The sequence below is a fragment of the Acutalibacter sp. JLR.KK004 genome (genome assembly GCF_036941085.1).
Taxonomy (GTDB): domain Bacteria; phylum Bacillota; class Clostridia; order Oscillospirales; family Acutalibacteraceae; genus Acutalibacter.
Map to the genome: position 1 here is coordinate 2,593,869 of NZ_JAYMNQ010000001.1, position 19,363 is coordinate 2,613,231.

Annotated in this window: 27 protein-coding genes, 1 tRNA gene and 2 pseudogenes; 13 read left to right on the forward strand and 17 right to left on the reverse strand. The window is 52.5% G+C overall.

Annotated elements, in window-relative coordinates:
- Window positions 1-51: 51 nt before the first annotated feature.
- From VSQ30_RS14080 to VSQ30_RS14110, 7 genes are all read right to left on the reverse strand, one after another.
- Complete coding sequence (locus tag VSQ30_RS14080) at window positions 52-723, reverse strand: hypothetical protein (RefSeq protein WP_334464686.1); 672 nt, start codon at window positions 721-723, stop codon at window positions 52-54.
- Between the two features lie 30 nt (window positions 724-753).
- Entirely contained in the window at window positions 754-1,653 is a 900-nt protein-coding gene (locus VSQ30_RS14085; RefSeq protein WP_334464688.1) for a hypothetical protein, read from the reverse strand.
- A gap of 29 nt (window positions 1,654-1,682) precedes the next feature.
- Window positions 1,683-2,492 (reverse strand): DUF6674 family protein, encoded by an 810-nt coding sequence (locus VSQ30_RS14090; protein WP_087418115.1) that lies wholly within the window; start codon window positions 2,490-2,492, stop codon window positions 1,683-1,685.
- The gene (locus tag VSQ30_RS14095; RefSeq protein WP_160275319.1) at window positions 2,493-2,774 is read right to left on the reverse strand and encodes a helix-turn-helix domain-containing protein; all 282 of its coding nucleotides are present in this window, start codon (window positions 2,772-2,774) and stop codon (window positions 2,493-2,495) included.
- Window positions 2,775-2,790: 16 nt separating this feature from the next.
- Window positions 2,791-3,774 carry a toprim domain-containing protein gene (locus VSQ30_RS14100; protein ID WP_334464691.1) on the reverse strand — a complete coding sequence of 328 codons (984 nt, stop codon included), beginning with the start codon at window positions 3,772-3,774 and terminating at the stop codon, window positions 2,791-2,793.
- A gap of 72 nt (window positions 3,775-3,846) precedes the next feature.
- A complete protein-coding gene (locus tag VSQ30_RS14105) occupies window positions 3,847-4,719 on the reverse strand; it encodes a DUF6017 domain-containing protein (RefSeq protein WP_334464692.1) in 873 nt (290 codons plus the stop codon).
- 29 nt (window positions 4,720-4,748) lie between these two features.
- On the reverse strand, window positions 4,749-5,273 hold the full coding sequence (locus tag VSQ30_RS14110; protein WP_004056100.1) for a DUF5720 family protein: 525 nt from the start codon (window positions 5,271-5,273) through the stop codon (window positions 4,749-4,751).
- Between the two features lie 257 nt (window positions 5,274-5,530).
- Here VSQ30_RS14110 and VSQ30_RS14115 point away from each other — a divergent pair.
- The 3 genes and pseudogenes from VSQ30_RS14115 to VSQ30_RS14125 form a co-directional block, all read left to right on the forward strand.
- Window positions 5,531-5,704: pseudogene (locus VSQ30_RS14115) on the forward strand (tyrosine-type recombinase/integrase); the annotation flags it as partial.
- Window positions 5,705-6,075: 371 nt separating this feature from the next.
- Window positions 6,076-6,315 (forward strand): hypothetical protein, encoded by a 240-nt coding sequence (locus VSQ30_RS14120; protein WP_160644149.1) that lies wholly within the window; start codon window positions 6,076-6,078, stop codon window positions 6,313-6,315.
- Window positions 6,308-6,520, forward strand: coding sequence for a type II toxin-antitoxin system YafQ family toxin (locus tag VSQ30_RS14125; protein WP_334464695.1), 213 nt, complete (start codon window positions 6,308-6,310; stop codon window positions 6,518-6,520). Before VSQ30_RS14120 ends, VSQ30_RS14125 begins: the two co-directional genes overlap by 8 nt.
- 190 nt (window positions 6,521-6,710) lie before the next feature.
- On the opposite strand, the gene VSQ30_RS14130 is transcribed toward VSQ30_RS14125, so the two are convergent.
- Together VSQ30_RS14130 and VSQ30_RS14135 are read right to left on the reverse strand one after the other, a co-directional pair.
- Window positions 6,711-7,547, reverse strand: coding sequence for an IS5 family transposase (locus VSQ30_RS14130; RefSeq protein WP_334464697.1), 837 nt, complete (start codon window positions 7,545-7,547; stop codon window positions 6,711-6,713).
- A gap of 4 nt (window positions 7,548-7,551) precedes the next feature.
- Complete coding sequence (locus VSQ30_RS14135; RefSeq protein WP_237076389.1) at window positions 7,552-7,722, reverse strand: hypothetical protein; 171 nt, start codon at window positions 7,720-7,722, stop codon at window positions 7,552-7,554.
- Between the two features lie 274 nt (window positions 7,723-7,996).
- Between VSQ30_RS14135 and VSQ30_RS14140 the strand changes: the two genes are divergently transcribed.
- The 4 genes from VSQ30_RS14140 (at window position 7,997) to VSQ30_RS14155 (ending at window position 11,152) form a co-directional block, all read left to right on the forward strand.
- Complete coding sequence (locus tag VSQ30_RS14140) at window positions 7,997-9,382, forward strand: ABC transporter substrate-binding protein (protein ID WP_334464700.1); 1,386 nt, start codon at window positions 7,997-7,999, stop codon at window positions 9,380-9,382.
- A 145-nt stretch (window positions 9,383-9,527) separates the two neighbouring features.
- Window positions 9,528-10,070, forward strand: a complete 543-nt coding sequence (locus tag VSQ30_RS14145) for a hypothetical protein (RefSeq protein ID WP_334464701.1) — start codon at window positions 9,528-9,530, stop codon at window positions 10,068-10,070.
- A 55-nt stretch (window positions 10,071-10,125) separates the two neighbouring features.
- Window positions 10,126-10,440: a hypothetical protein gene (locus VSQ30_RS14150; protein WP_334464702.1), complete on the forward strand. Its 315-nt coding sequence runs from the start codon at window positions 10,126-10,128 to the stop codon at window positions 10,438-10,440.
- A complete protein-coding gene (locus tag VSQ30_RS14155) occupies window positions 10,424-11,152 on the forward strand; it encodes a hypothetical protein (protein ID WP_334464704.1) in 729 nt (242 codons plus the stop codon). Before VSQ30_RS14150 ends, VSQ30_RS14155 begins: the two co-directional genes overlap by 17 nt.
- On the opposite strand, the gene VSQ30_RS14160 is transcribed toward VSQ30_RS14155, so the two are convergent.
- Window positions 11,073-11,342: an ATP-binding protein gene (locus VSQ30_RS14160; RefSeq protein ID WP_334464896.1), complete on the reverse strand. Its 270-nt coding sequence runs from the start codon at window positions 11,340-11,342 to the stop codon at window positions 11,073-11,075. The two genes, VSQ30_RS14155 and VSQ30_RS14160, sit on opposite strands and share 80 nt — an antisense overlap.
- Window positions 11,343-11,345: 3 nt before the next feature.
- The gene (locus VSQ30_RS14165; protein WP_334464706.1) at window positions 11,346-11,597 is read right to left on the reverse strand and encodes an ATP-binding protein; all 252 of its coding nucleotides are present in this window, start codon (window positions 11,595-11,597) and stop codon (window positions 11,346-11,348) included.
- 423 nt (window positions 11,598-12,020) lie between these two features.
- On the opposite strand from VSQ30_RS14165, the pseudogene VSQ30_RS14170 reads away from it, so the two are divergent.
- Window positions 12,021-13,234 (forward strand): annotated as a pseudogene (locus VSQ30_RS14170) (IS256 family transposase).
- Window positions 13,235-13,369: 135 nt separating this feature from the next.
- On the opposite strand, the gene VSQ30_RS14175 reads toward VSQ30_RS14170, so the two are convergent.
- The 4 genes from VSQ30_RS14175 to VSQ30_RS14190 all read right to left on the reverse strand — a co-directional run bounded on the left by VSQ30_RS14175 (window position 13,370) and on the right by VSQ30_RS14190 (window position 15,726).
- Window positions 13,370-13,699 carry a plasmid mobilization protein gene (locus VSQ30_RS14175; protein ID WP_334464707.1) on the reverse strand — a complete coding sequence of 110 codons (330 nt, stop codon included), beginning with the start codon at window positions 13,697-13,699 and terminating at the stop codon, window positions 13,370-13,372.
- Window positions 13,700-13,991: 292 nt separating this feature from the next.
- Window positions 13,992-15,392 carry a DNA primase family protein gene (locus VSQ30_RS14180; protein ID WP_334464709.1) on the reverse strand — a complete coding sequence of 467 codons (1,401 nt, stop codon included), beginning with the start codon at window positions 15,390-15,392 and terminating at the stop codon, window positions 13,992-13,994.
- Window positions 15,389-15,574: a hypothetical protein gene (locus tag VSQ30_RS14185; protein WP_305117421.1), complete on the reverse strand. Its 186-nt coding sequence runs from the start codon at window positions 15,572-15,574 to the stop codon at window positions 15,389-15,391. Before VSQ30_RS14185 ends, VSQ30_RS14180 begins: the two co-directional genes overlap by 4 nt.
- The gene (locus tag VSQ30_RS14190) at window positions 15,574-15,726 is read right to left on the reverse strand and encodes a phosphatase (RefSeq protein ID WP_305117422.1); all 153 of its coding nucleotides are present in this window, start codon (window positions 15,724-15,726) and stop codon (window positions 15,574-15,576) included. The genes VSQ30_RS14185 and VSQ30_RS14190 overlap by 1 nt, the downstream gene beginning before the upstream one ends.
- A 158-nt stretch (window positions 15,727-15,884) precedes the next feature.
- Between VSQ30_RS14190 and VSQ30_RS14195 the strand changes: the two genes are divergently transcribed.
- Both VSQ30_RS14195 and VSQ30_RS14200 read left to right on the forward strand, forming a co-directional pair.
- Window positions 15,885-16,490 (forward strand): helix-turn-helix domain-containing protein, encoded by a 606-nt coding sequence (locus VSQ30_RS14195; protein WP_305117423.1) that lies wholly within the window; start codon window positions 15,885-15,887, stop codon window positions 16,488-16,490.
- Window positions 16,483-17,673: a tyrosine-type recombinase/integrase gene (locus VSQ30_RS14200; RefSeq protein WP_334464711.1), complete on the forward strand. Its 1,191-nt coding sequence runs from the start codon at window positions 16,483-16,485 to the stop codon at window positions 17,671-17,673. The genes VSQ30_RS14195 and VSQ30_RS14200 overlap by 8 nt, the downstream gene beginning before the upstream one ends.
- Before the next feature lie 101 nt (window positions 17,674-17,774).
- Here the strand turns inward: VSQ30_RS14200 and VSQ30_RS14205 are convergent.
- Window positions 17,775-17,851: transfer RNA gene (locus VSQ30_RS14205), tRNA-Met, on the reverse strand.
- Window positions 17,852-18,042: 191 nt separating this feature from the next.
- Here VSQ30_RS14205 and VSQ30_RS14210 point away from each other — a divergent pair.
- Together VSQ30_RS14210 and VSQ30_RS14215 are read left to right on the forward strand one after the other, a co-directional pair.
- The gene (locus VSQ30_RS14210) at window positions 18,043-18,330 is read left to right on the forward strand and encodes a helix-turn-helix domain-containing protein (RefSeq protein WP_201751309.1); all 288 of its coding nucleotides are present in this window, start codon (window positions 18,043-18,045) and stop codon (window positions 18,328-18,330) included.
- A gap of 31 nt (window positions 18,331-18,361) precedes the next feature.
- Window positions 18,362-18,748 carry a hypothetical protein gene (locus tag VSQ30_RS14215; RefSeq protein ID WP_334462527.1) on the forward strand — a complete coding sequence of 129 codons (387 nt, stop codon included), beginning with the start codon at window positions 18,362-18,364 and terminating at the stop codon, window positions 18,746-18,748.
- Window position 18,749: 1 nt separating this feature from the next.
- Here VSQ30_RS14215 and VSQ30_RS14220 read toward each other — a convergent pair whose 3' ends face one another.
- Entirely contained in the window at window positions 18,750-18,971 is a 222-nt protein-coding gene (locus tag VSQ30_RS14220) for a hypothetical protein (RefSeq protein WP_334464714.1), read from the reverse strand.
- Between the two features lie 73 nt (window positions 18,972-19,044).
- On the opposite strand from VSQ30_RS14220, the gene VSQ30_RS14225 reads away from it, so the two are divergent.
- Window positions 19,045-19,290 carry a hypothetical protein gene (locus VSQ30_RS14225; protein WP_334464715.1) on the forward strand — a complete coding sequence of 82 codons (246 nt, stop codon included), beginning with the start codon at window positions 19,045-19,047 and terminating at the stop codon, window positions 19,288-19,290.
- Window positions 19,291-19,363: the final 73 nt, after the last annotated feature.

Here is a 19,363-nt window from a genome sequence, read left to right on the forward strand (position 1 = left end):
TTTGTCAAGGGCTTTTTGCCGGTTTCTTTATCTTTTTACAAAATGCTTAACTTAATGGCATTGGTCAGGTTTCCAGTCATTATTTTTGGAATAAGTATTCTTCCCGTCGTTGAAATGGATCGCATAGCCCTTCGGCACCTTCTGGTCTTTGGAAACGCCAAACTGTTCCTTCTGCGCTTTCTGTGTGAAGTTCCGCTCAAAATGCGCGGCAGAGTGGACCATCAGGGCATTGGACAGCTTGTTTGTAATGGCCGGGTTCTCCCGGCCCTTTTCCGTCGCCTGGTAATGGATGCCGCTGCCCCAGCCCTGCACCTGTTCCAGATACCCGTTTTCCACAAAGAAACGGTCATAGGCTTTCATGGCATCCTCCACGGTGCGGACTTCCGAGACCACGCTCTGCAGCTCCCGTACCGTCTGGATATATTCTTTCTGTCTTGCAAGGCGCTTCTCCGGCGTGTCGTCCTTGCGGTAATACTGCGGGGAGGCATTTAACCCGTCCCGCGCCTTTTTGATGAAATAGACCACGCCGAGGGGAACCCCGTCCTCCAGCATGGCCCCATAGTCCGGTTTCTTCCAGATATTATCCTTTTTTACGAATTTCTCGGCCTCGCGCTCATTCATGGCATCCAGGTCATTCACATAGAGCCCCCGGTCCTTCCATAGATCTTTTTTTGCGCCGCCGATCTTTTCCCCGAAATCTTCATGCTGCATGTTATCCGCCAATCATTATCACCTCCAGTCTGTCATAAAAAATCACCGCTCCGGGGAAGGGCGGCGTTCCTGTAATTTATCATGCTGCGGGCGTATTCCCATGATCCGGTCCGTCTCCCTGCGGACCAGCCGGTCAAGCGCGCCCAGGTCCTCCGGGGTAACGGCAAACTCCCGGTAATTCTCATACCAGAGACCCGCCCGGACAGCCGCAACAGGCGCAACTTTTTCCGTTCTTCCTGGTAGGAGGCGGTAGACCGGGGCCCCATCAAGAAGCAACTGTTTGGCTGTCCCCAGGGGTATGCGGTACATATCTGTGTCCGGGTTCTGCGCCTCCTCCATATACTCCACATTCAGACGTTCCTCCAAATCCTGGGGCATATAGGAAAATGCCTGCTCCTTCCATTGGCTGAAACGGTTAGAATAGCGGTACTGCCATTCCGTCACCTGCTCCGGCGCATAGAGGTAGCGCCAGGTTTTCAGGGCGTCCTTTTCGCACAGCTCCATTGATTCCCATTTTTCAATGCCTGCCTCCGCCTTCGTGCCGTCCCGGTATTCCATGCTGACGCCGTAAGGGTAGAGGGTATTCCGTTCTATGTCCTGCCGCAGCGTGTCAAGGCCCATCATCAGGACATCCCCGTACAGCCGTCCGTCCTCTTTGCGCTCCGTGTGGAACAGGAAGGCCCTTGCGCCGGGATATTCCGTCATGGCAGCTGTCCGGTAAAGCTCCGCCGAAGGGCAGTAGGCAAGCAGCGCGTCCGAAAGCCACATGTGATTCTTCCCCATGACGGCAATGGAATCCGCCCCGGTATTCGTGGCAAGCGCGCGCAGGTTATATTCGCTGTTCCGCAGGAAATCCCCGGCCAGGATATGGAGCTCATAGGCAAATACGCCTAAATCCGTATCGTGGACTAAGTGAATCTGCGGAAGTGGTTCCTGTTTCAAGTTCATTTCCTCCCTTCGTTCTGTTTTTATCACCGGCTGCCCCTGTCATGGGACGCCTCCGGCTGGTGCTTTGCCGGCGCTGCCTTCGCCGCCTGCTCCCGCATGGCCTCCAGGACGGAGGGCCGGCGCTGTGCCCGCTGTTCCAGCCTTGCAAGGGCATTCAGGGAAAGCCCTACATTCTCGCCGATGGCAGACGCAAAAGCGCGCTCTATCCTGAAAGCTCCCTTGAAGGCATCTGCGACCCTGCCGTTTTCCTTCGCCTCCGCCTGTGCGGGTTTCCCCTGGATGGAGCGCCCCATGTTCTTCAGGTGCCGGCCTGCCTCATGGAATTCCGTGCTGAACGCATCGATCCTGGAGACCGCACGGTCACTGGACTGCACGGTCCTTTCCGCCGCTGCCTGCACCGCCTCCAGCGCTGGCCCAAGGCGCAGGAACCGGGAGACGCCGTTCAGGGCCACGGCGCCGCGGTCGGCGAAATCCTTAAGGATATTCTTGCATCCTTCCACGACCTGCCCTTTCAGCTCCAGGATGCGCTGGCGCATGGCATCCACATTCCCCTCCAGAGCCTTACAGTTCTTCTGCAGCAAGGCTTTCAGGGAGCGGTCCTGCACCTCCTGTATCTTCTGGCGCATCTCCCCCAGTTCCTCCAGTGCAGCATCAAGCCTCCGCTCCATGGACGCCACCTGGCCGGCCAGTTCTTCAAGCTCCCTGCCGCCCGCGGGGTCATTCCCCATCAGCAGGACGATCAGCGCCTTCACCTGCTCATTTTCGTCTGCAAGCACGTCCTGGGCTGCCTGCAGCGCAACTGGTTCCGCTGCCAGAAGTTCCATATCTGCCATCTATGAATCCCTCCTGTCTGCGGAGGGCTCCCCGGCAATCTTGCCGACAATCTCCGGACCGGTCTCGTAAATCTGCATGAGCCGCCTGGCCGTTCCGCTTGGCTGAGCGGCGCCGCTGGTCCAGAGCCGGACCGTGGAAGGGGCGACATTCATCAGAAGCGCAAAGCCTTTCTCGTTCATATCCAGCTTTTTCATCAGGGCCTTAACCATATCGGGGCCGTAGTCCGGGCACCGGGCAGCTTCGGCAATCATCTGTAAAGCCGTGTTCTCTGTGTTCGTCATTTCTGAAATCCTCCTGTCAAATTGAAATAGCCGCCTGTTTTTGGCGGCATTGCCGTTGTTGGTCTTTCATCTGCCCTATAACGTGGAGCAGCATTTCGTTGTAGTCCTTTCCTGTACGGGGTGGGTTGACGCCCACACGGATATGCCGGAACCGCTGATCTTCATGGAGCATTGCCTTGATCCTCCTGGCATTTTTAAGGCCGCCGAGGTCATTGTCCATGTAGAGGCTGACACGCCGGATTTCCGGGTGTCGTTTCAGAAATGCGGTCAGCGCCACATGGGAAGTGCCGCCCAAAGACAGACGGTAGCCGTCCCATTTCCAGCCTTTTAATTCCTGCAGCGTGGCATGGGAGAGGGCGTCAATGGGCGCCTCAAATACCGCCACATGCCGGCTGTCCGGATTCCTGGGTGGATAGCAGAAGCTGTATTCCTTGTCGCTGCCGTAGACATCTTTCCTAAGGCTGCCGGCAATGCTCCGCATACAGGCAAACTTTGCTTTGCCGGCTTCATCCTTTCCCACAAACACACAGACCGGCTCGCCATGATGCCGCGCCTCATAGAACAGCCCGTCCCGGAAACACCGGCTGATCACATCCGGGCTGATCCCGCGCCGCTGCAAATAAGAAACGGCAGAAGTGGCGCACCGTCTGGCCCAGGGGAGGGAAAATGCTTTCTTCTCTGGTTCCTTATACACACGCCCTGCCGCTGCCGTGCTCCGATAGGCCGGCGTCTGCTGGATTTCCCCGCCGACCAGCGTATGGACCGCATCCACCAGCCCGTAGCCCCGTATCTGGACCAGGTAATCCAGGGCGTTGATACTCCGGCCCCGGCTGTTCCAGTACCAGTACCTTTTCCCGGTCACATAGACCAGGCTGTCATGCTCCTTGTGGCGGTAATTCGGGCCGTCCCGTTTCAGCACCCCAGGCTCATGGAACTGCAGGTAGGCAAACAGGTCCGCCTCACGCGCCGCCCGAATCTGCTCCTTTGTTACGCCGGGCATGACACCGGCACAGAAATTCTTTTCATCGTGCCCCGCCTCCTTTCTGTGATGAAAAAAGACGCCGGAAGGCGCCTAACAGCCGTACAGGTCATGGTTGACCTCTGCACGGTAATAGCTGTCCATTGTTGCCGGGGCATTATACAGCGCCGCCAGCAGGTATGCCTTGATGTTCCCGACTTTGGTAGTGTTCCGGTCAATACAGTCAAAGACATACTCCAGGTGGCCGGAATTGATTTTCAGGAAGCGGCCCTTTACCACCTCCCTGGGAAAATCATCCCCGGCGATACGGATATATGGACGTTTGGATAAAACCACTTCAAGCATAAGCTCCACCGTCTCGTCTAAGCGTTCTTTCCCATACCGGGAAACCATACAGCCATACTCAATATTTTCTTTCAGGATTTCACGGTAAGCGTCTGCCAGCTCTATCCGATCCATCCCATCCGATCGGCCTGCCGCCTCCGGCCCTGACGGATAGATTGATGGATGGGTCCTTGATATATCCGTTTTTGATTTTTTAGTTTTTAATGGATTAGTATTTAATTGTGCGGGATTTCCCTGTCCAGGTTCCCCCTGTTCAGGTTTTGCCTGTCCTGGATTTGCCTGTCTTGGATTTTCCCGTTTAGGTGAATCCCCCTGTTTTTCAGCATTTACAGGCTTTTCATGGATCGTATACTCGATGTCTCCGAGCTGCCCGTTCCCATAGCGGAGGCGCTGCCTGGTGAGATACCCGTGCCGCTCCAGCTCTTTCAGGGCGGTAGTGATCGAATCCACGCCGTCCTTACAGATATGGGCGAGCCCCTTTGTGGTATAATCCCAATCTTCCGGCAGCGACAGCATGAGCGAGAGGAGCCCCTTTGCCTTTAAGGACAGTTCCGTATTGCGCAGATGGTGGTTGCACATGATCGTGAAGTCCTTTGTTTTTTCTACCCGGAATACAGCCATAACAAAAACCTCCTTCCTTTCCCTCCGGGCTACAAGGCGCGGTCCTTGCGGTCATAGTGCAGATGGCCGCCCGGCGCAACCTTCGCATGGTTTTTCAATTTGACTTCGCCCCGTTCCTGGCTGTCTATGAATTTCTGGTAGCCGGCATCCGTAAGGAACAGGCGCATCTTATCTCCTTTATCCCCGACAGGGGCATTACCTGAAAGCACGTCAAAGACGATCATGTGCTTTACTTCCGGGTCGAAGCGTTCCAGGGCCATGATGTCATGCCCCTTCAATTTCTCCGCACCGGATTTCTGCCTGGCCTCCGCCAGTAGTTCCCCCATCGTCTTAGGCCCTGCCGGAATCCGGTAGTTTTTCCGAATATCCTGAATAAGAGCCAGGCAGTCTTTTTCCGGCATGGCATCCAGCTTTCGCACAAGCTCCGCCGCCGTTTTCCTCCTTACCGGGTCCGGTATATAGGGGAGGCACATGCGCAGCTCATATGTGACATCTGATTTCCCATAGCCCTCCGTCTGGAATATCAGGCGCTTTTCCATTTCGTTCAGTTCCATGTGAATCTCCTTTCTCCTGAAAATGAGTACAAAAAAAGGACGCCCACCTATAAAAGTGAAACGCCCACGGCAATCAGCGGCCAGGCAATACACCGGACCGCTGGCGCTATTAAATTTTGTCGTTAATGAAACAGCCTCCTTTTTTCGATATTTTTCTCGTCAGATTTCAACTTGGAAAAGGAATTGAATAAATGACGGCAAACGCTCAAACCCCTTGAAAATAAAGGCTTTTTCCGTTTGTCGTTATTATACCGTAACGGCATACGTTTTCGACCCTAGCACTCCAAAACGGGGTAGACATCAAGACGGTTTCCGGGATGCTGGGTCACTATAGTGCGGGCTTTACTCTGGACACCTACGCCCACGTTACAACCGCCGCCCAGAAAGAAGCCGCCAAAACGATGGCCAACTTACTATCCGGCAGCGTTTAGGGGTACCCGGTGGTATCCCCGTATGGGTCAAGGAATGGGTCGGCAGACAAAAACACACAGAAGAAAACAAAAAGAGAATCCGCACAAACCCAGTGTTCATGCGGATTCTCATGGTTGCGGGGGCAGGATTTGAACCTACGACCTTCGGGTTATGAGTTTCCATGGGGTCGTTATACATCGTTATACAAAGTGCCGCAAACCGTTGGTATCACTGGGTTTTCGGCACTTTTCCGTTTCGCGTCGTTTCGCCAAATTGGGCGTGTTTTTATAATGGAGTTGACAATTTGTTGGAAACGAAACCCGCCTTGCATATCCATCCACCATGTGCTATACTAATGGCAGGAGAACGCGGAAAGAAGGAGGTTTTGGTCATGAGCAACAAGGAACAGTGTGTAGCCCTGCTGGACGATTTCACAGAGGCCCAGCTTGTCAATGTGACCGCTATGCTCAAGACTATGAAGCAGGCCATAGCGGACGCGCTGGAGGATGAGACCCCTAACGCCGCCACCATTGCCGCCATGGAAGAGCTGGAAAATGGTGGCGGGGATGTCTGGACGGGCGGCACGGAAGAGCTCTTTGCCATGCTGGAGAGGGAGGCCGCCGATGCTTGACCTGCGGCTCAGCGCACAGTTCAAGCGCGACCAGCGCCTGTGCGCCCGGCGCGGCTACAATATGAAGCTTCTGCTGGACGCGCTAAACACGTTGCGCGTCCCTGTTGCCTTGCCGCCCCGCAACCGTGCCCATGCCCTCACGGGCAACTGGGCGGGTTTCCAGGAGCGCCACCTATCTCCAGATTGGCTCCTGAGGAAGCGCTGATTAAATCTGGTGCACATATCGTGTCGGCAGATTTTTTGTCAGAGTGCATAAAGGGTGTACAGGCATACTGACGTATGTCAAGCAGACTTTGTGTGCAATGACGGAAAAGGATGTCAGCGTGATGTGTGCCAAGCCGTCAAACGCGATTTATTCAGTGGTTCCCCGATTTACCGGGTGAAGGGAATGAGCTTTATCTGGCTCGCACGGACACCCACGCCGATTTGTTCGGGAAATGACAATTTTTACATAGTCTATTCAAGCCAATGTGGTCGGCGGCAAATATTTGCTGACCACATTGGCTTATTCTATGAATCAAAGCTCTATTTTGAACACGCTTTATCATAGTAACACAATTTTGGCAGGGATGTTCTACTTTACAGCGTACAGAAGATTTGCGGTTCTCAATATACCGCTCCCGGTCGATGGCGTTGTCTGAAATCTTGGGCAGCCGGCCCGGCCTGCAGTTGATACGGTATGTAATGGCAGAAAGCTGGGGACTGTTCTTGATTTCTTCCCGTTTTTCTATCCCAAGGTAGGCACTGTCCCCGTAGACTACCTCGTCATCTTCCCGCAGAAGCCCTGCCGCCACCGTGACGTTGTGGACATTGGCGGCGGTAGCCTTTACCGTGTGGACAAAGCCGCTCCCGGCATCCACACCTGTGTGGCACTTCATACCAAAATGCCACCGGTTCCCCTTCTTCGCCGAGTGCATTTCCGGGTCACGCTTTTTCTCCGTGTTTTTTGTGGAGCTGGGCGCGCTTATCAGCGTGGCGGCTACAATCGTGCCGCCATGCATCATCCGTCCAGCCTGTTCCAGGCAGCGGTTGATGGCGTCAAAAAACAGCTTGCCGATGCCTTGCTCCTCCAGCAGATGCCGGAAGTGAAGCAGGGTCGTGGCACCCGGGACATCCTGCTCAAAAAAGTTGATCCCCATGAATCTGCGTATGTCATAGCTGTCATAAATGGCGTCTTCCACGCCCTCGTCGGACAGGCTGAACCAGCATTGCAGCAGATACATCCGCAGCATAATTTCAAGTCCAACGGGCGGACGGCCCCGTTTCCCGGCGGGATGGTGCGGGCACAATCAGAGATACCCATTCGTCCCATGGAATAATCTCGTCCATGATTTCCAGAAATTCTTCCCGCTTTGTCTTCTTTTTCCGGCAGCAGTATTCCATGTCACTGAAGCTTTCCTGTTTCATTTCGTGACAGCCTTTTTCCCTATTTTATTATTATATCATTTCCTGTCCTGCCATTGGGAAGATTAAATCAGGGGTTCCTTGATATTGGTATCAGTTTTTATGCACTTATAAATTTTATCAAAAAGATACAGTGTGTAAAATCACATATCTATTATGTTTTTCTAGCTTTATCTCTGCTTTTAAATTTTATAGTATTGACAATAGCATTGACAAAGTGCGTTAGATGGGATAAAATTTTAAATAAAGAATCCGTGCAAAAATAGGGAGGTTTCCTATGAAAAGGCTGCTATCGCTGACTTTGTGTATACTTCTGCTGCTGTGCGTGGCAGGCTGCCAAAGCGAACAGGACAAGGTGTATGATGCGCTTACTGCTTCCGGTTCCAAAGTGTCTGAACCATCCTCCCAGGAAGCTGCTGCCACTTCCGGCGGGGCAGAGCCAGAGGAAAAGCCCCAGCCGGACACGAAACTGGAGGCTGACTTGGTGCTGTGCACTTACACCTCTGACGCGACGGTGGAAATATGGCAGGACTACATCCGGGAGTTTAACGAAACCTACCCGAATATCCACATTGAGGTGAAGGACAGCGAAGCCGTTTCCGATGTGTCCGGCTATATCACCCGCACCACGGTGGAACTGATGAGCGGCGAGGCTGGAGACATTCTGGACATGGAGTGGCTGCCCGCCCAGCGGTATTCCATGAGCGGCGTGCTAGCTGAACTGGACAGCCTGATGGAAGCTGACCCAGACTTTGCCGGGGACAAGTATTACACCAATGTGCTGGATGGGATGCGCTGCGGCGGCAAGCTCTATGCCATGCCCTATGAGTTTGCCCCGGTGGGCATACGCTTGGACAAAAAGGCGGCGGACGCGTTGGAGGCGGAATATAGGACGGGGAAACCTATCAAGGTTTCGGAGGTGCTGGCGCTTGCGGCCCGGGCCAATGAGATGCCGGAATACGCGGAGCTGCCTGTTTTAGGCTACTGCCTGTGGGACGGCTTCAACTTTGCGGAGCTTTCCTCTCGGATAAACGAAAACGAAAAAACAGCGGATCTGGACAGCGACAGCTTTATCCAGTATCTCACTGCCTTGAAAGCCCTGCTCTACAGCGAAAATGCCCAGATAGGGGCTGCCCTGATGCCGGATGACGGGAACCTTTCCGGAGGCTTTTGCAGCATAGTCAACCTCTGGACGGCTAACCAGATGTTTGCAGGAAACTATCTGGATATGCTGGATTCCCCCAGCGTCACGCCCATGATGGCCCTGGAGACAGACGAAGGGGGCAGGCTGTATACAGCCAAAAGCCTGGCAGTCACTTCATCCTGCAAGAACAAGGAAGCTGCTTTCGCCTTTTTAAAATTTGTGCTGGACAGCGAGCGGAAGCTGGATCCGGACAATTATCTGCGCACAGCCTTTGCCCCTGTGAACCGTGACGTAAACAAGCGGGCTATGGAGGTTTACTATGGGAAGGATCAAGGGGAAGAAATCCAGGCTATTGACAAGTGGTGCGGGGAAGTGGACACAGTGGTTTTCTATGACCGCAGCCGGGAGCTGCTGGAAAAGCTTAACGAAATTTGCAGCCAGTACATGCGGGACTTGCTAACCGCGGAGGAGTGCGCCCAACAGATGCAGGATATGGCGTTTATCTACTTGAGGGAATAATGCGGCTTATAGTCATGCTGATAGATCAGGAAAATTGCACAGGCGGTTTATATACAGTAAAACATGGTTGAAGCGTGGGATTTTGGGTGCGGGATTTTAGGAAAGAGTTGAAAACCATGGGTTTTAACAGGAGGTGTCCAAACAGATGAATAAGCGAGAGAAAAGGGCGCTGCCAAACTGGTTTGCCCCTCTTGAAAAAGGGCCGAGGAGCTTTTTCATCCTCTGCGGCATAGGCAGTTCTATTTATGTCCTTTGCACGGTTCAAAATTATTGGTTGGACATTGAAACCCGCCTGAAGCACCCCGACTGGGAGTTTACTCAGGACAGAATCATAACAGAGATGGATTATGTGTGGATCATCGGGCTAGGTATTTTGTTCCTGCTGGCGCTACTGGCCCTGGCGTTTTGCCGCTACATACTGCGCAGGGGGTACTTGGTGCATATCACAGCCTGCGTATCCCTGCTGTTCTGGGCACTTGACACAGTGCACCCTTTCCTTCTGACGTATACAGAGGAGCCTTTTATCCGGGAGGGGACAGAGTCTTTCATACTCCCTTTGCACATCATTTCTCACATTCTGCCCGGCGCTCTCTTCGGGTGCGCCCTTGTGCTGTGGTCGATAGGTCTGTTGTACTGTGTGGAGCGAATCGTTCAAAGAATCTTTCGGATAGAGCAGCCGGCGTTTTAGATCTCTATTGAGGGAATTATTGCCAACAGGCTGCAAATATAAAGGGTAGAGGCTTGTGAAGGAACTTTTAGTATCTGTTATAGATAATGATTTTTCATCTCAGGCCGTATATGATTTATCTGGAAATCATATTCTGATATATGAGAATGACGACACTGCTTGGGTAGAAAAATCCCCACTTCAGGGAATCCGATCCCATGGCACAATATGCGCTTCTATTTTGGCAGAAGCCATGTCACGACATATTCATTTAATTGGATATTCTTGCTCCGGCAGGGATGGGAAAGTCGCACTTGAGAAAGTCTGTATGGCCCTTCAGGATAACATAAAAAAAATCACCCGATTATCTTTGCATGAGCATAGGCAGTGAAAACTGGCTGGAAACGGAGGAACTGGGGAAGCTGACAAAACAGCTTGCAGATAAGGGTACCCGTATTTTTGCCGCCTGTGCCAACAACGGACATATTGTTTTTCCAGCGGCATACCCATGGGTGACAGGTGTCCGTTATGAACCGGGAACTGCCTGTCTTTATCAGGAAAAAAACTCTCCCATTGGCAGCAACCTTATTGTGGGCAATTTTACTGCCCCTGTACTGGAACGGCTTGCTGCGGAAAACAGTTTTTTCAAGCGCCGCACGAACAGTATGGCTGCTCCATATGCCTTGGGAAAAATGCGGTCAAAAGACTTGACGCTGGCTGATCTGCCTATGTGGGCAGGCTGTAATTCCCCCAAAAAGGTAGGCGAATGGCCTATGCCAGTTGTTGCATTATGCGGCCCATTACAACAGATGAAAGAATTGCTGGAATTGCTCCAAAAAGAAAGCTATCAGGCAGCATTACTGACTTCCCGAAGCGAAACAGATTTGATAAGGATGGTGCTTTACACTGCATTCGAAAATTTATCTGAATGGATAAAACCACTGGAGAAAGCTGGTATTCTGCTGATAGATGCTGAAAACGGCCTAGACTCCATACAAGAGTGCGCCGACTATCTGATTGATTTTAGAAAACAAAATGTAACGGCGGCATATAGAGAAATTTTGGAATTTTTTGGAACAGAGGATATGAAAGAAAAAGCTTAATCCCAGGCGCAACCTTTTTATATGATTTCAGCAGCTTTTGCAGCTCGCCGCTGCTCTTGACAATATTCAGCTCGTCCAGATGTTCCGGCATACGGATGTAAAGGAAAGACTTAAACCGGCGGCAGGCAGCATTCCCCAGCGCGCAGGCTATGTAGGTTTTTCCGTTTCCAGAGGCTCCCTTGAGGATAATGTGCTACCCATCGTTAACATATTGGCAGGTAGAGAACCGAAGCATCTGAGATTTGTCCAACTGCCGGTCCTCATAATATTCAATCTTCTCCACAGTCGCAGAGGGTGTGGAGAACTTGGCGTTGCAGATAAACCAGTTCACCCTGCTGGTCTGGCGGCGGTTCCACTCGGCAGTTACCAGCAGGCCCAGGCGTTCCGCAAAGCTCAGGTCTTTGTAAGAAGAATCGGTCAACTGGCTCTCAAATTCAGCAGCCATGGCGCTTAATCATAGCCGTCTCTCAGCTCACACCAGATAAGGCGGCGGGGTTCAAGACAGAGTTTGTGGTCAAAAGTGTGCTGGACGTTCGTTTCGGAATTAAGGGAAGGTCATGGCCTTTTTGTCTGCAACCAGTCAGTAGAGCAGAGGTGCATTTCTGGCTTACTCGTTCTTTTTCCTGGGGCATGCTTCACTTGAAACCGATGGATGGACTATTTTCGCTGCAGACATTTTTCCGCGACGTTGACGTTGCTTTGAAAGACTGCTATATTTTGGATGAAAAGAGGTCACGGCGCGAAACGCCATGGCCCCAGCAAGAGGGATAAGGTAGAATAAGTTTCGCAAAAAGGAAAAGAGACATAGTTTGCAGAATTCTGGTAGAATGAAGTTACCACACACCATTCCGAAAGGAGACAGCAAACCATGTCTGAGAAGATTGTACAGCTAAACGAGGAAGTAATCAAGTGTCAGATCAAGGAACTTGTGCGAGGCAGCGTGGAGGAAACGCTGAACGAGCTGCTGGAGGCAGAGGCAGAGAAGTTGACCCAGGCGGCGCGGTACGAGCGCAATGAGCAGCGGCAGGGGTACCGCAGCGGCCACTACAGCCGTAATCTCACCACGACTTCCGGTGATGTCACCCTGAAGGTGCCCAAACTCAAGGGGATCTCTTTTGAGACTGCCATTATCGAGCGGTACCGCCGACGGGAGAGCAGTGTGGAGGAAGCGCTTATCGAGATGTATTTGGCTGGGGTGTCAGTCCGGCGGGTGGAGGATATCACCGAGGCGCTGTGGGGCAGCAAGGTATCTCCGGCCACCATCAGCGAACTGAACAAGAAAGCCTACGTCCATATTGAGGATTGGCGGAATCGGCCCTTGCAGGGCGGCAGATATCCCTACATTTATGTGGACGGGATCTATCTGCGGCGGAACTGGGGCGGAGAGTATGAAAATGTGGCAATCTTGGTGGCAATTGCGGTAAATGAGGATGGATACCGTGAGGTTTTGGGTGCCGCCGAGGGGATGAAGGAGGACAAGGCCAGTTGGGCCAGCTTCTTCCAATGGCTGCGTGGCCGCGGTCTGGACGGGGTCAAGCTGGTGGTTGGGGACAAGTGCCTGGGGATGCTGGAGGCTGTGGGAGAAGTGTTCCCGGAGGCCAAGTACCAGCGCTGTACGGTCCGCTTTTACCGCAATGTGTTCTCGGTAACACCTCGCTCCAAGGTAAAGCTGGTAGCCAAGAGATGCTCAAAAGATTTGCTTCGCAAACTTTGGCGATCCATGCTCAGGAGAGCAAAAAAGCCGCCCGGGAGAAGGCGAAAGCAGTTGTAGAGGAACTTCGTTCCATGAAACTGAAAGAAGCCGCCAAGAAGGTAGAAGATGGCATCGAAGAGACGCTTGCCTACTGCGATTTTCCCAGCGAACACTGGACGCGCATCCGCACCAATAATGTCATTGAACGGCTTAACAGGGAAATCCGCCGCCGCACCCGTGTGGTGGGCTGTTTCCCGGACGGAAACTCCGCCCTCATGCTGGTCTGTGCCAGGCTGCACCATGTAGCCGGTACTCAGTGGGGCAGTAAGAGGTACATGAATATGAAGCACTTAGAGGCAAGCCTGGAAGGCGCATCTATCGCCGGCTGACTTCTTTCCCACAGAACCTGCTTACTATTTTGCGAAAAACTCTTGACACTACCGCAAGAGGAAAGTGCAACGTGACGGCGCTCTTCGCCGTCACGTCCTTTCTCTGGTGACCGAAAAATATTCGGCCACCATTTTCTATTCGTCCCCGTCATACTCCCCCGCTACCGCCATCCCAATCTTCTCCGAGACTTCCCGCAGCCTGCGCAGCTCTGCTTCAACGGCAGCAGCATCCATCATCCCCGTTGCCGCCGCCATCTGCGCAAGCGTATCCAAATCCTCCCGTATCAAACGCAGCTCACTCATCATGCCATAGTAGTCCGCGGGCGGGGCCTCTCTGGGCACACACCTGTTCAGCAACCGGCGCATATACTCCGACTTGCTCACCTGGCACCTGCGGGCGTTTCTCTCCAGCAGCTTGAAATCCCTCTGCGAAATCCGTATGTCAAATTTTCTTTTGTCTGTCAAAAAATCCCTCCTTTGCGCGTCAGCGCTTTATGGTTTTGGGGTTATGGGGGGCAATCCCCTACCCAGGCGTTTGTCCGCACAAATGTCCTTACATTTGTGTGTACAAATGCGATGCTGGCTGGGATTCTGAACGCCGTTTTCCCGCCGTTCAGAATTTTGGGCCTGCGGCTCCCCTTTTTGTTGCCAAAAACGAGTGGTGTGCCAGGTGTGTCAGACAAAAACAGTCCTCTCTACGCGAGAGCAAATATTTTTACCCCTATATTCCGCAGACACACCCGGCACACCACTTCCCTTATGCTCCCATTTTAAGCTGTACACCGCAGAACATAGCCGTAGGGTTTATGGCTTTTCCGGCCCCCTTCGGCCGCTTTCTCCGTATCTGCGCAACCCCCTCCATTCCCTGCTTGAATGCCGGGTAAGCGTCCGCAAACTGCCCGTTGCGTGTGCACCATTCCCGGTATTCCTGATAAACGGTTTCCGCTCTGACCTCTCCCGCCGGATCAGCCACCAGCATTTCTTCCACAAACCTCGTCAACTTATCGCTGTCATGCTGATATTTTCCCGTAGCATCCAGCACTGCCTGTGGTGGTTCAAAGCCCGTTTCTTTCATCAGCCACAGGCCCTCTAAGCACCAGTTGAGCACGCCGGACAACTCCTTTCCCAGTTCCTTTTTCAGTGACTTATCCTGCTCGTCCTCGTCAAAATGTCGGTTAAACGGCAGAACTTTCACCCGGCCCGAACTGAAAATCGTCACGTCATTTGCCTTTGGTAGATGGTTTGTGTTGATAAAAAGCTTAAATTGTGGCTTAAATTCAAAGCTGTTTTCGTTAAGAAACCGGGCCGTCATGGTGTCGTTGCCCGTCAAGGTCTTGACCAGCGCCGCCGACAAAACCATCTGTTTGTCTGGTTCGCTGATGTTCACCGCCCGTGCACCAGCCAGCTTGGCTATGTCCTCCGATGGTCCCGAGCTGTTAAAATTCTGCCGCAAAGCTATCGTTTCAGGCCGAGCCGCCTTGCCGTAGCCACCCAGCATTTTCATGTACGTCTCCATAATTGTACCTTTGCCGTTACGAGTAGTGGGGCCATACAGGAGGAAGAAGCACTCCTCGCTTGTGTTGCCAGTCAAGCCATAACCCAGCGCCTTTTGGAGATAAGCTGCCAAGTCTTTATCGCCCTGCATTACGTCCGCCACAGTCTTCTCCCACAGGGCCGAGCGGGTGTCCGGATCATACTTTACACCCGACATGGTTGCCAGCATATCATCTGGCGTGTGTTCGTGAAAGGCCCTTGTGCGCAAATCCAGCGTACCGTTCTTGCAGTTGAACAGGTGCGGCTTGCTGTCAAAGTCACACAAATTTGCCGGGTAAACGCTAGCTGCATCCTTCAAAATCGTCTCCCGGTTGCGCCGTATCTGCCAGCGTTCCACAAACTTACGATAGCTGTCCCGCTGGGGGCTTTCTGGTAGAGACAGGGCATATATGGCCAGTTCGTCCGCCAATTTTTTGCACAACTCCATGGCTTTCAGACTGCCCGTATCCGGCTCCCACACCTTGCCAGAGTAGACGTACCACAGCTTCCTTTCGGGTACATACCGGGCCGTGTCACGGTAGTAGTCAGCGAAAAGATTCCCATTGCCGATGTCGCTCCGGGCATAGCGGGGGTTGTAGTTTGGCTGAAATTCTTCTAACCTCATGCCGCGCCCCCATTCCGACTTATCTCCTCCAGCTTTTCTTCCAGTTGGGGCACATTGACCATGAATTTCACCCCGGAGTACACCCCCGGCAGTTTGCCCTGCTTCTGCCAGAGCCGTAACTGGTACTCGCTCAAAAGCCCCAGCTTGGCGGTTTGACGGATGGTCATAAAGCGTCGTTCCATCAATCCACCCCCTTTTCTGCCTGCTCTCGGGCCTTCTTCACCCAATAACGGCGGTTTTTCTCCCTCACCTTATCCGGATTTTTCTTGCGCCATTGACGTTGGTATTCCCGCTGCATCTCTCGCGCCTTCTGTTCCATCGTGTTTTTGTCCATAGAATTCCTCGCTTTCTGTATTTTTTTCTGTTTTGCCTTGACAATGGTCAATCAGCTTGCTATACTAAGTATAGAGCAAGAAAAATATTAAGTCAAGATATCTTTCTGAAAAACTCAAATCGCAAGAAAATCAATCATTTGCAAGGAGGGTAAAATTTATGTCTGACAAATACAACGATATATTCCCGACCCGTCTGCGCCAACTGATAGAGGAAAAGCCCACCACTATCACAGCGGTAGCCCGTGAACTGGGCATCTCCCGGCAGGCGGTAAGTCAGTACACCATGGGCATCGGCCAGCCCAATGCCGACAAACTGCTGCAAATGGCGGAGTTCTTTGACGTGTCTGTAGACTGGCTCGTAGGCCGACAAGGCGGGGCTAAAAGTTTCGATATGGACATGGAGGGGGCTTGCCGCTTCCTGGGCATGGACGAGGATTGCGTGGCTTTTCTCAAGGATTTAGGGGCATTTTCACAAAAATACCCGAACACTCTCCACGCTCTCTTCACTCATCCCAAGTTCCGGGAATCTTTGCGCAGCGTCATAAAATACCGCTGGCTTTTAGAAAATCAAGAGCAGGCATTGCAAAAAGCAGGTGACGAAGAAGCCCGAATCCAATGGTCAAACGCCATCTTCTTTGAGCATTTTTCTTCCACGACCGGAATGAATGAGATGCTAAAAGAGTGGGATATTCAATTCCGCGGCACGAATACGGAGGTTGATTATCGGGAAATTTTAGGCATGAAGGAGGAGGAAAATGGCTAACATCCGAGAGCACCGGGACAAATCCGGCAAACTGATAAGCTACTACATCCGCGTCCACCGAGGCCGCGGCCCGGATGGCAAGCAGTTAAAACCCTATATTGCCACCTTCGAGGTCAAGCCCACCTGGACAGAAAAGAGCGCACGAAAAAAGGCCGAGGCTTTTGCCGCGACCTTCGAGAAGGAATGCCGGGAGGGAATCACATCGGACAGCCGTCAGACCTTCCAGACATATTGTGCTTACGTCCTGGAGTTAAAGGAGAGTCGGGGGGCGAAGCACTCCACCATAGCCCGCTATAAGGACTTGGCCGAACGCATTTACCCAGCTATCGGGCATATCAAGCTAAAGAACTTGCGCGCTGATCATCTGAACACTCTCTATACAGAATTGGGCAAGCCAGGGCAAAATAAGCGTACTGGCGGCGGGCTTTCTCCAAAGACCATCATAGAGCATCACCGCCTGATTTCCACTGTGCTCGACCAAGCGGAGAAAGAGGGCCTTATCCCCTTCAACGTGGCAAACCGGGCATCGCTGCCGAAAGTCCAGCAGAAAGAAGTCAACTATTTCCAGCCGGAAGAAGTTGCCGCAATCCGGGAGGCCCTGGACACAGAGCCTATTAAATGGAAAACCATCACCCACTTACTGCTGATTACTGGTGCGCGGCGCGGGGAAGTGCTAGGACTGAAATGGGATAAGGTGGACTTTGAGAGGGGCCACATCCACATCTGTAACTCTGTCCTTTACTCGAAAGACATCGGCATATATGAAAGTACACCCAAAACCGCCACCTCCGACCGCTTCGTATCCCTCCCCCATGAGACTGTGTTGCTCCTGCAGGAATACCGCCTATGGCAGAACCAAGAACGCCTGCGGCTGGGTTCCTACTACCAAGACCAGGCCTTTGTGTTTGCACAAGACACTGGGAAACCGATGCACCCGGACAGCGTGACTGACTGGCTTAACAAATTCAGCAAACGCCACGGCCTGCCACACATCAATCCCCACGCTTTCCGTCACACTATGGCATCTATGCTCTACTTCAACGGCGTGGACAGCGTGAGTATCAGCAAGCGGCTGGGCCACGCGCAGGTGAGCACCACAGCAAATATTTACGCCCACGTCATGGAGGAAGCTGACCAGCGCAGCGCGGATATTCTGGCTGATGTGTTCCTCAAAAAAGCATAAGGAAAAAGGGAGTTGACAAAAAGTTGGAAATCAAGGGGAATCTGCGCCCTTTTGCATAAAAATAGAAAACCTAGGAAACCGCTTGTTTCCTAGGTTTTTCATGGTTGCGGGGGCAGGATTTGAACCTACGACCTTCGGGTTATGAGCCCGACGAGCTACCGAACTGCTCCACCCCGCGAAATATAATTTTCTTATCTCTCTTTGAGTGCTTGATTATTATAGCACAAGGAAAAGAAAATTGCAAGTGCTTTTTGAAATTTTTTTAGCGCGTGCAAGCATTACAATTAGGTTACACAAGGTCAAACGGCCTGTGTAGCCTAATTTTTTTGCAAAGAAATAGGAGAACAACAGAACCGGGGGTGAGAAATCTTGCGGAAATACAGATATTTGACATTCGCAGACCGAAAGCAGATTTCCGCATGGTATCAGTCAAACGACCGTGCGGCGGACATAGCGGTTCGGCTGGGTATGAGCGTGAAAACGATCTACCTTGAATTAAAGCGCGGGGAAGAAACGGACGAAAGCGGGGCCGTTATCCTTGACCGCAACCAGCGGCCCGCATACAACCCCGTTCTTGCCCAGCAGAGGTTACAAGCGAACTTCAAGCGGCGCGGGCGCGTCGCGGCGGAGGAAGCGACGGAAACGGCGGGAGCATAAGCCCGCGAGAATTAAACAGGAGGTTTTGACAGTGACAGAATTTGAACGAATCACGCAAAGCCCGGAAACGCTGGCGGCGTTCCTTGCGTCCTTGCCCTGCATTGAGGGGCCGTGGGACGAAGCCTTTCACGAACGGTTCTGCAATTACTGTCCGGCGAAAGATTGTGACAACTGCCAGTATGGGGAATACCGCAACAATCCCCTTTGGTGGTTGAAGTTGAGGGACGAACCCAGCGAGGGGACAAGACAGGCGGCGAAAAGGCTTGCAGACCTTGTAAAGCGATATTCCGCGCTGGAAGCCGCAGAACTGCTGGATATATCCTTGAATGCGGCAAAAATTCTGAACGAAGAAAAAGACATTGATTGGGCAATGGCTATCAGCGCGGCGCAGTCAATAGGAATCTATGACCGGGGATAGTTCACGGGAGAACGCGAACGGCACTAATAACCGAATCAAGCCGGAAAACTTCAAGTTTCTGCTGGCGTTCTAACTGTTCGACCCTCCATTTTATAGAATCCTGATCTTCTCCATACGGCGACAAGGCTTTGTAGATATTCCCAAAGCCGACAGCAAGCCCTATATCCTTATACATAGTGGGCTGAATTTGACATATCAGGTTAAGAAATTGAGCGTCGTTCATAGGCGCGAACCCTCCATTCTGTATTTTATTGTATTTTACCACAGATCGGAGGAAAAAGAAAGACGGTGAAAAGATGAACATTGTTTCTTTCGGCGGCGGTACGAACAGTACCGCAAAGCGGGAGTTTTGCAGGGAATACGGGATAAGCCCCAGCGACTATTGGTGCGGCCTGTCTGACCTGACCGCCCGGCGGTTGACACTGGAAGAGATCAAGGCATGGGAGGAACAGGCGGAAGCGAACCGCGACACCCTGATTTTTATTCAGGGAATGCTGGAGATCGGCGCGAAAGCCTATGCGGAACGGAGGTGCGTTGTATGAGCGTTTGCCGCGGGTGCGGGCGTGCTATCGACTGGATAAAGACGACCGCCGGAAAGAATATGCCCGTTGACCC

Bases quoted from the DNA above. Each gene is read 5' to 3' on its own strand.
- VSQ30_RS14200 (WP_334464711.1), top strand. From the start codon at position 16,483: ATGGCTAACATCCGAGAGCACCGGGACAAATCCGGCAAACTGATAAGC.
- VSQ30_RS14105 (WP_334464692.1), bottom strand. From the start codon at position 4,719: ATGGCTGTATTCCGGGTAGAAAAAACAAAGGACTTCACGATCATGTGC.
- VSQ30_RS14125 (WP_334464695.1), top strand. From the start codon at position 6,308: ATGCTTGACCTGCGGCTCAGCGCACAGTTCAAGCGCGACCAGCGCCTG.
- VSQ30_RS14180 (WP_334464709.1), bottom strand. From the start codon at position 15,392: ATGAGGTTAGAAGAATTTCAGCCAAACTACAACCCCCGCTATGCCCGG.
- VSQ30_RS14095 (WP_160275319.1), bottom strand. From the start codon at position 2,774: ATGACGAACACAGAGAACACGGCTTTACAGATGATTGCCGAAGCTGCC.
- VSQ30_RS14155 (WP_334464704.1), top strand. From the start codon at position 10,424: ATGAGCATAGGCAGTGAAAACTGGCTGGAAACGGAGGAACTGGGGAAG.
- VSQ30_RS14090 (WP_087418115.1), bottom strand. From the start codon at position 2,492: ATGGCAGATATGGAACTTCTGGCAGCGGAACCAGTTGCGCTGCAGGCA.
- VSQ30_RS14185 (WP_305117421.1), bottom strand. From the start codon at position 15,574: ATGGAACGACGCTTTATGACCATCCGTCAAACCGCCAAGCTGGGGCTT.
- VSQ30_RS14220 (WP_334464714.1), bottom strand. From the start codon at position 18,971: ATGAACGACGCTCAATTTCTTAACCTGATATGTCAAATTCAGCCCACT.
- VSQ30_RS14120 (WP_160644149.1), top strand. From the start codon at position 6,076: ATGAGCAACAAGGAACAGTGTGTAGCCCTGCTGGACGATTTCACAGAG.
- VSQ30_RS14110 (WP_004056100.1), bottom strand. From the start codon at position 5,273: ATGGAACTGAACGAAATGGAAAAGCGCCTGATATTCCAGACGGAGGGC.
- VSQ30_RS14140 (WP_334464700.1), top strand. From the start codon at position 7,997: ATGAAAAGGCTGCTATCGCTGACTTTGTGTATACTTCTGCTGCTGTGC.
- VSQ30_RS14225 (WP_334464715.1), top strand. From the start codon at position 19,045: ATGAACATTGTTTCTTTCGGCGGCGGTACGAACAGTACCGCAAAGCGG.
- VSQ30_RS14145 (WP_334464701.1), top strand. From the start codon at position 9,528: ATGAATAAGCGAGAGAAAAGGGCGCTGCCAAACTGGTTTGCCCCTCTT.
- VSQ30_RS14190 (WP_305117422.1), bottom strand. From the start codon at position 15,726: ATGGACAAAAACACGATGGAACAGAAGGCGCGAGAGATGCAGCGGGAA.
- VSQ30_RS14195 (WP_305117423.1), top strand. From the start codon at position 15,885: ATGTCTGACAAATACAACGATATATTCCCGACCCGTCTGCGCCAACTG.
- VSQ30_RS14135 (WP_237076389.1), bottom strand. From the start codon at position 7,722: ATGAAACAGGAAAGCTTCAGTGACATGGAATACTGCTGCCGGAAAAAG.
- VSQ30_RS14130 (WP_334464697.1), bottom strand. From the start codon at position 7,547: ATGCTGCGGATGTATCTGCTGCAATGCTGGTTCAGCCTGTCCGACGAG.
- VSQ30_RS14165 (WP_334464706.1), bottom strand. From the start codon at position 11,597: ATGGCTGCTGAATTTGAGAGCCAGTTGACCGATTCTTCTTACAAAGAC.
- VSQ30_RS14100 (WP_334464691.1), bottom strand. From the start codon at position 3,774: ATGCCCGGCGTAACAAAGGAGCAGATTCGGGCGGCGCGTGAGGCGGAC.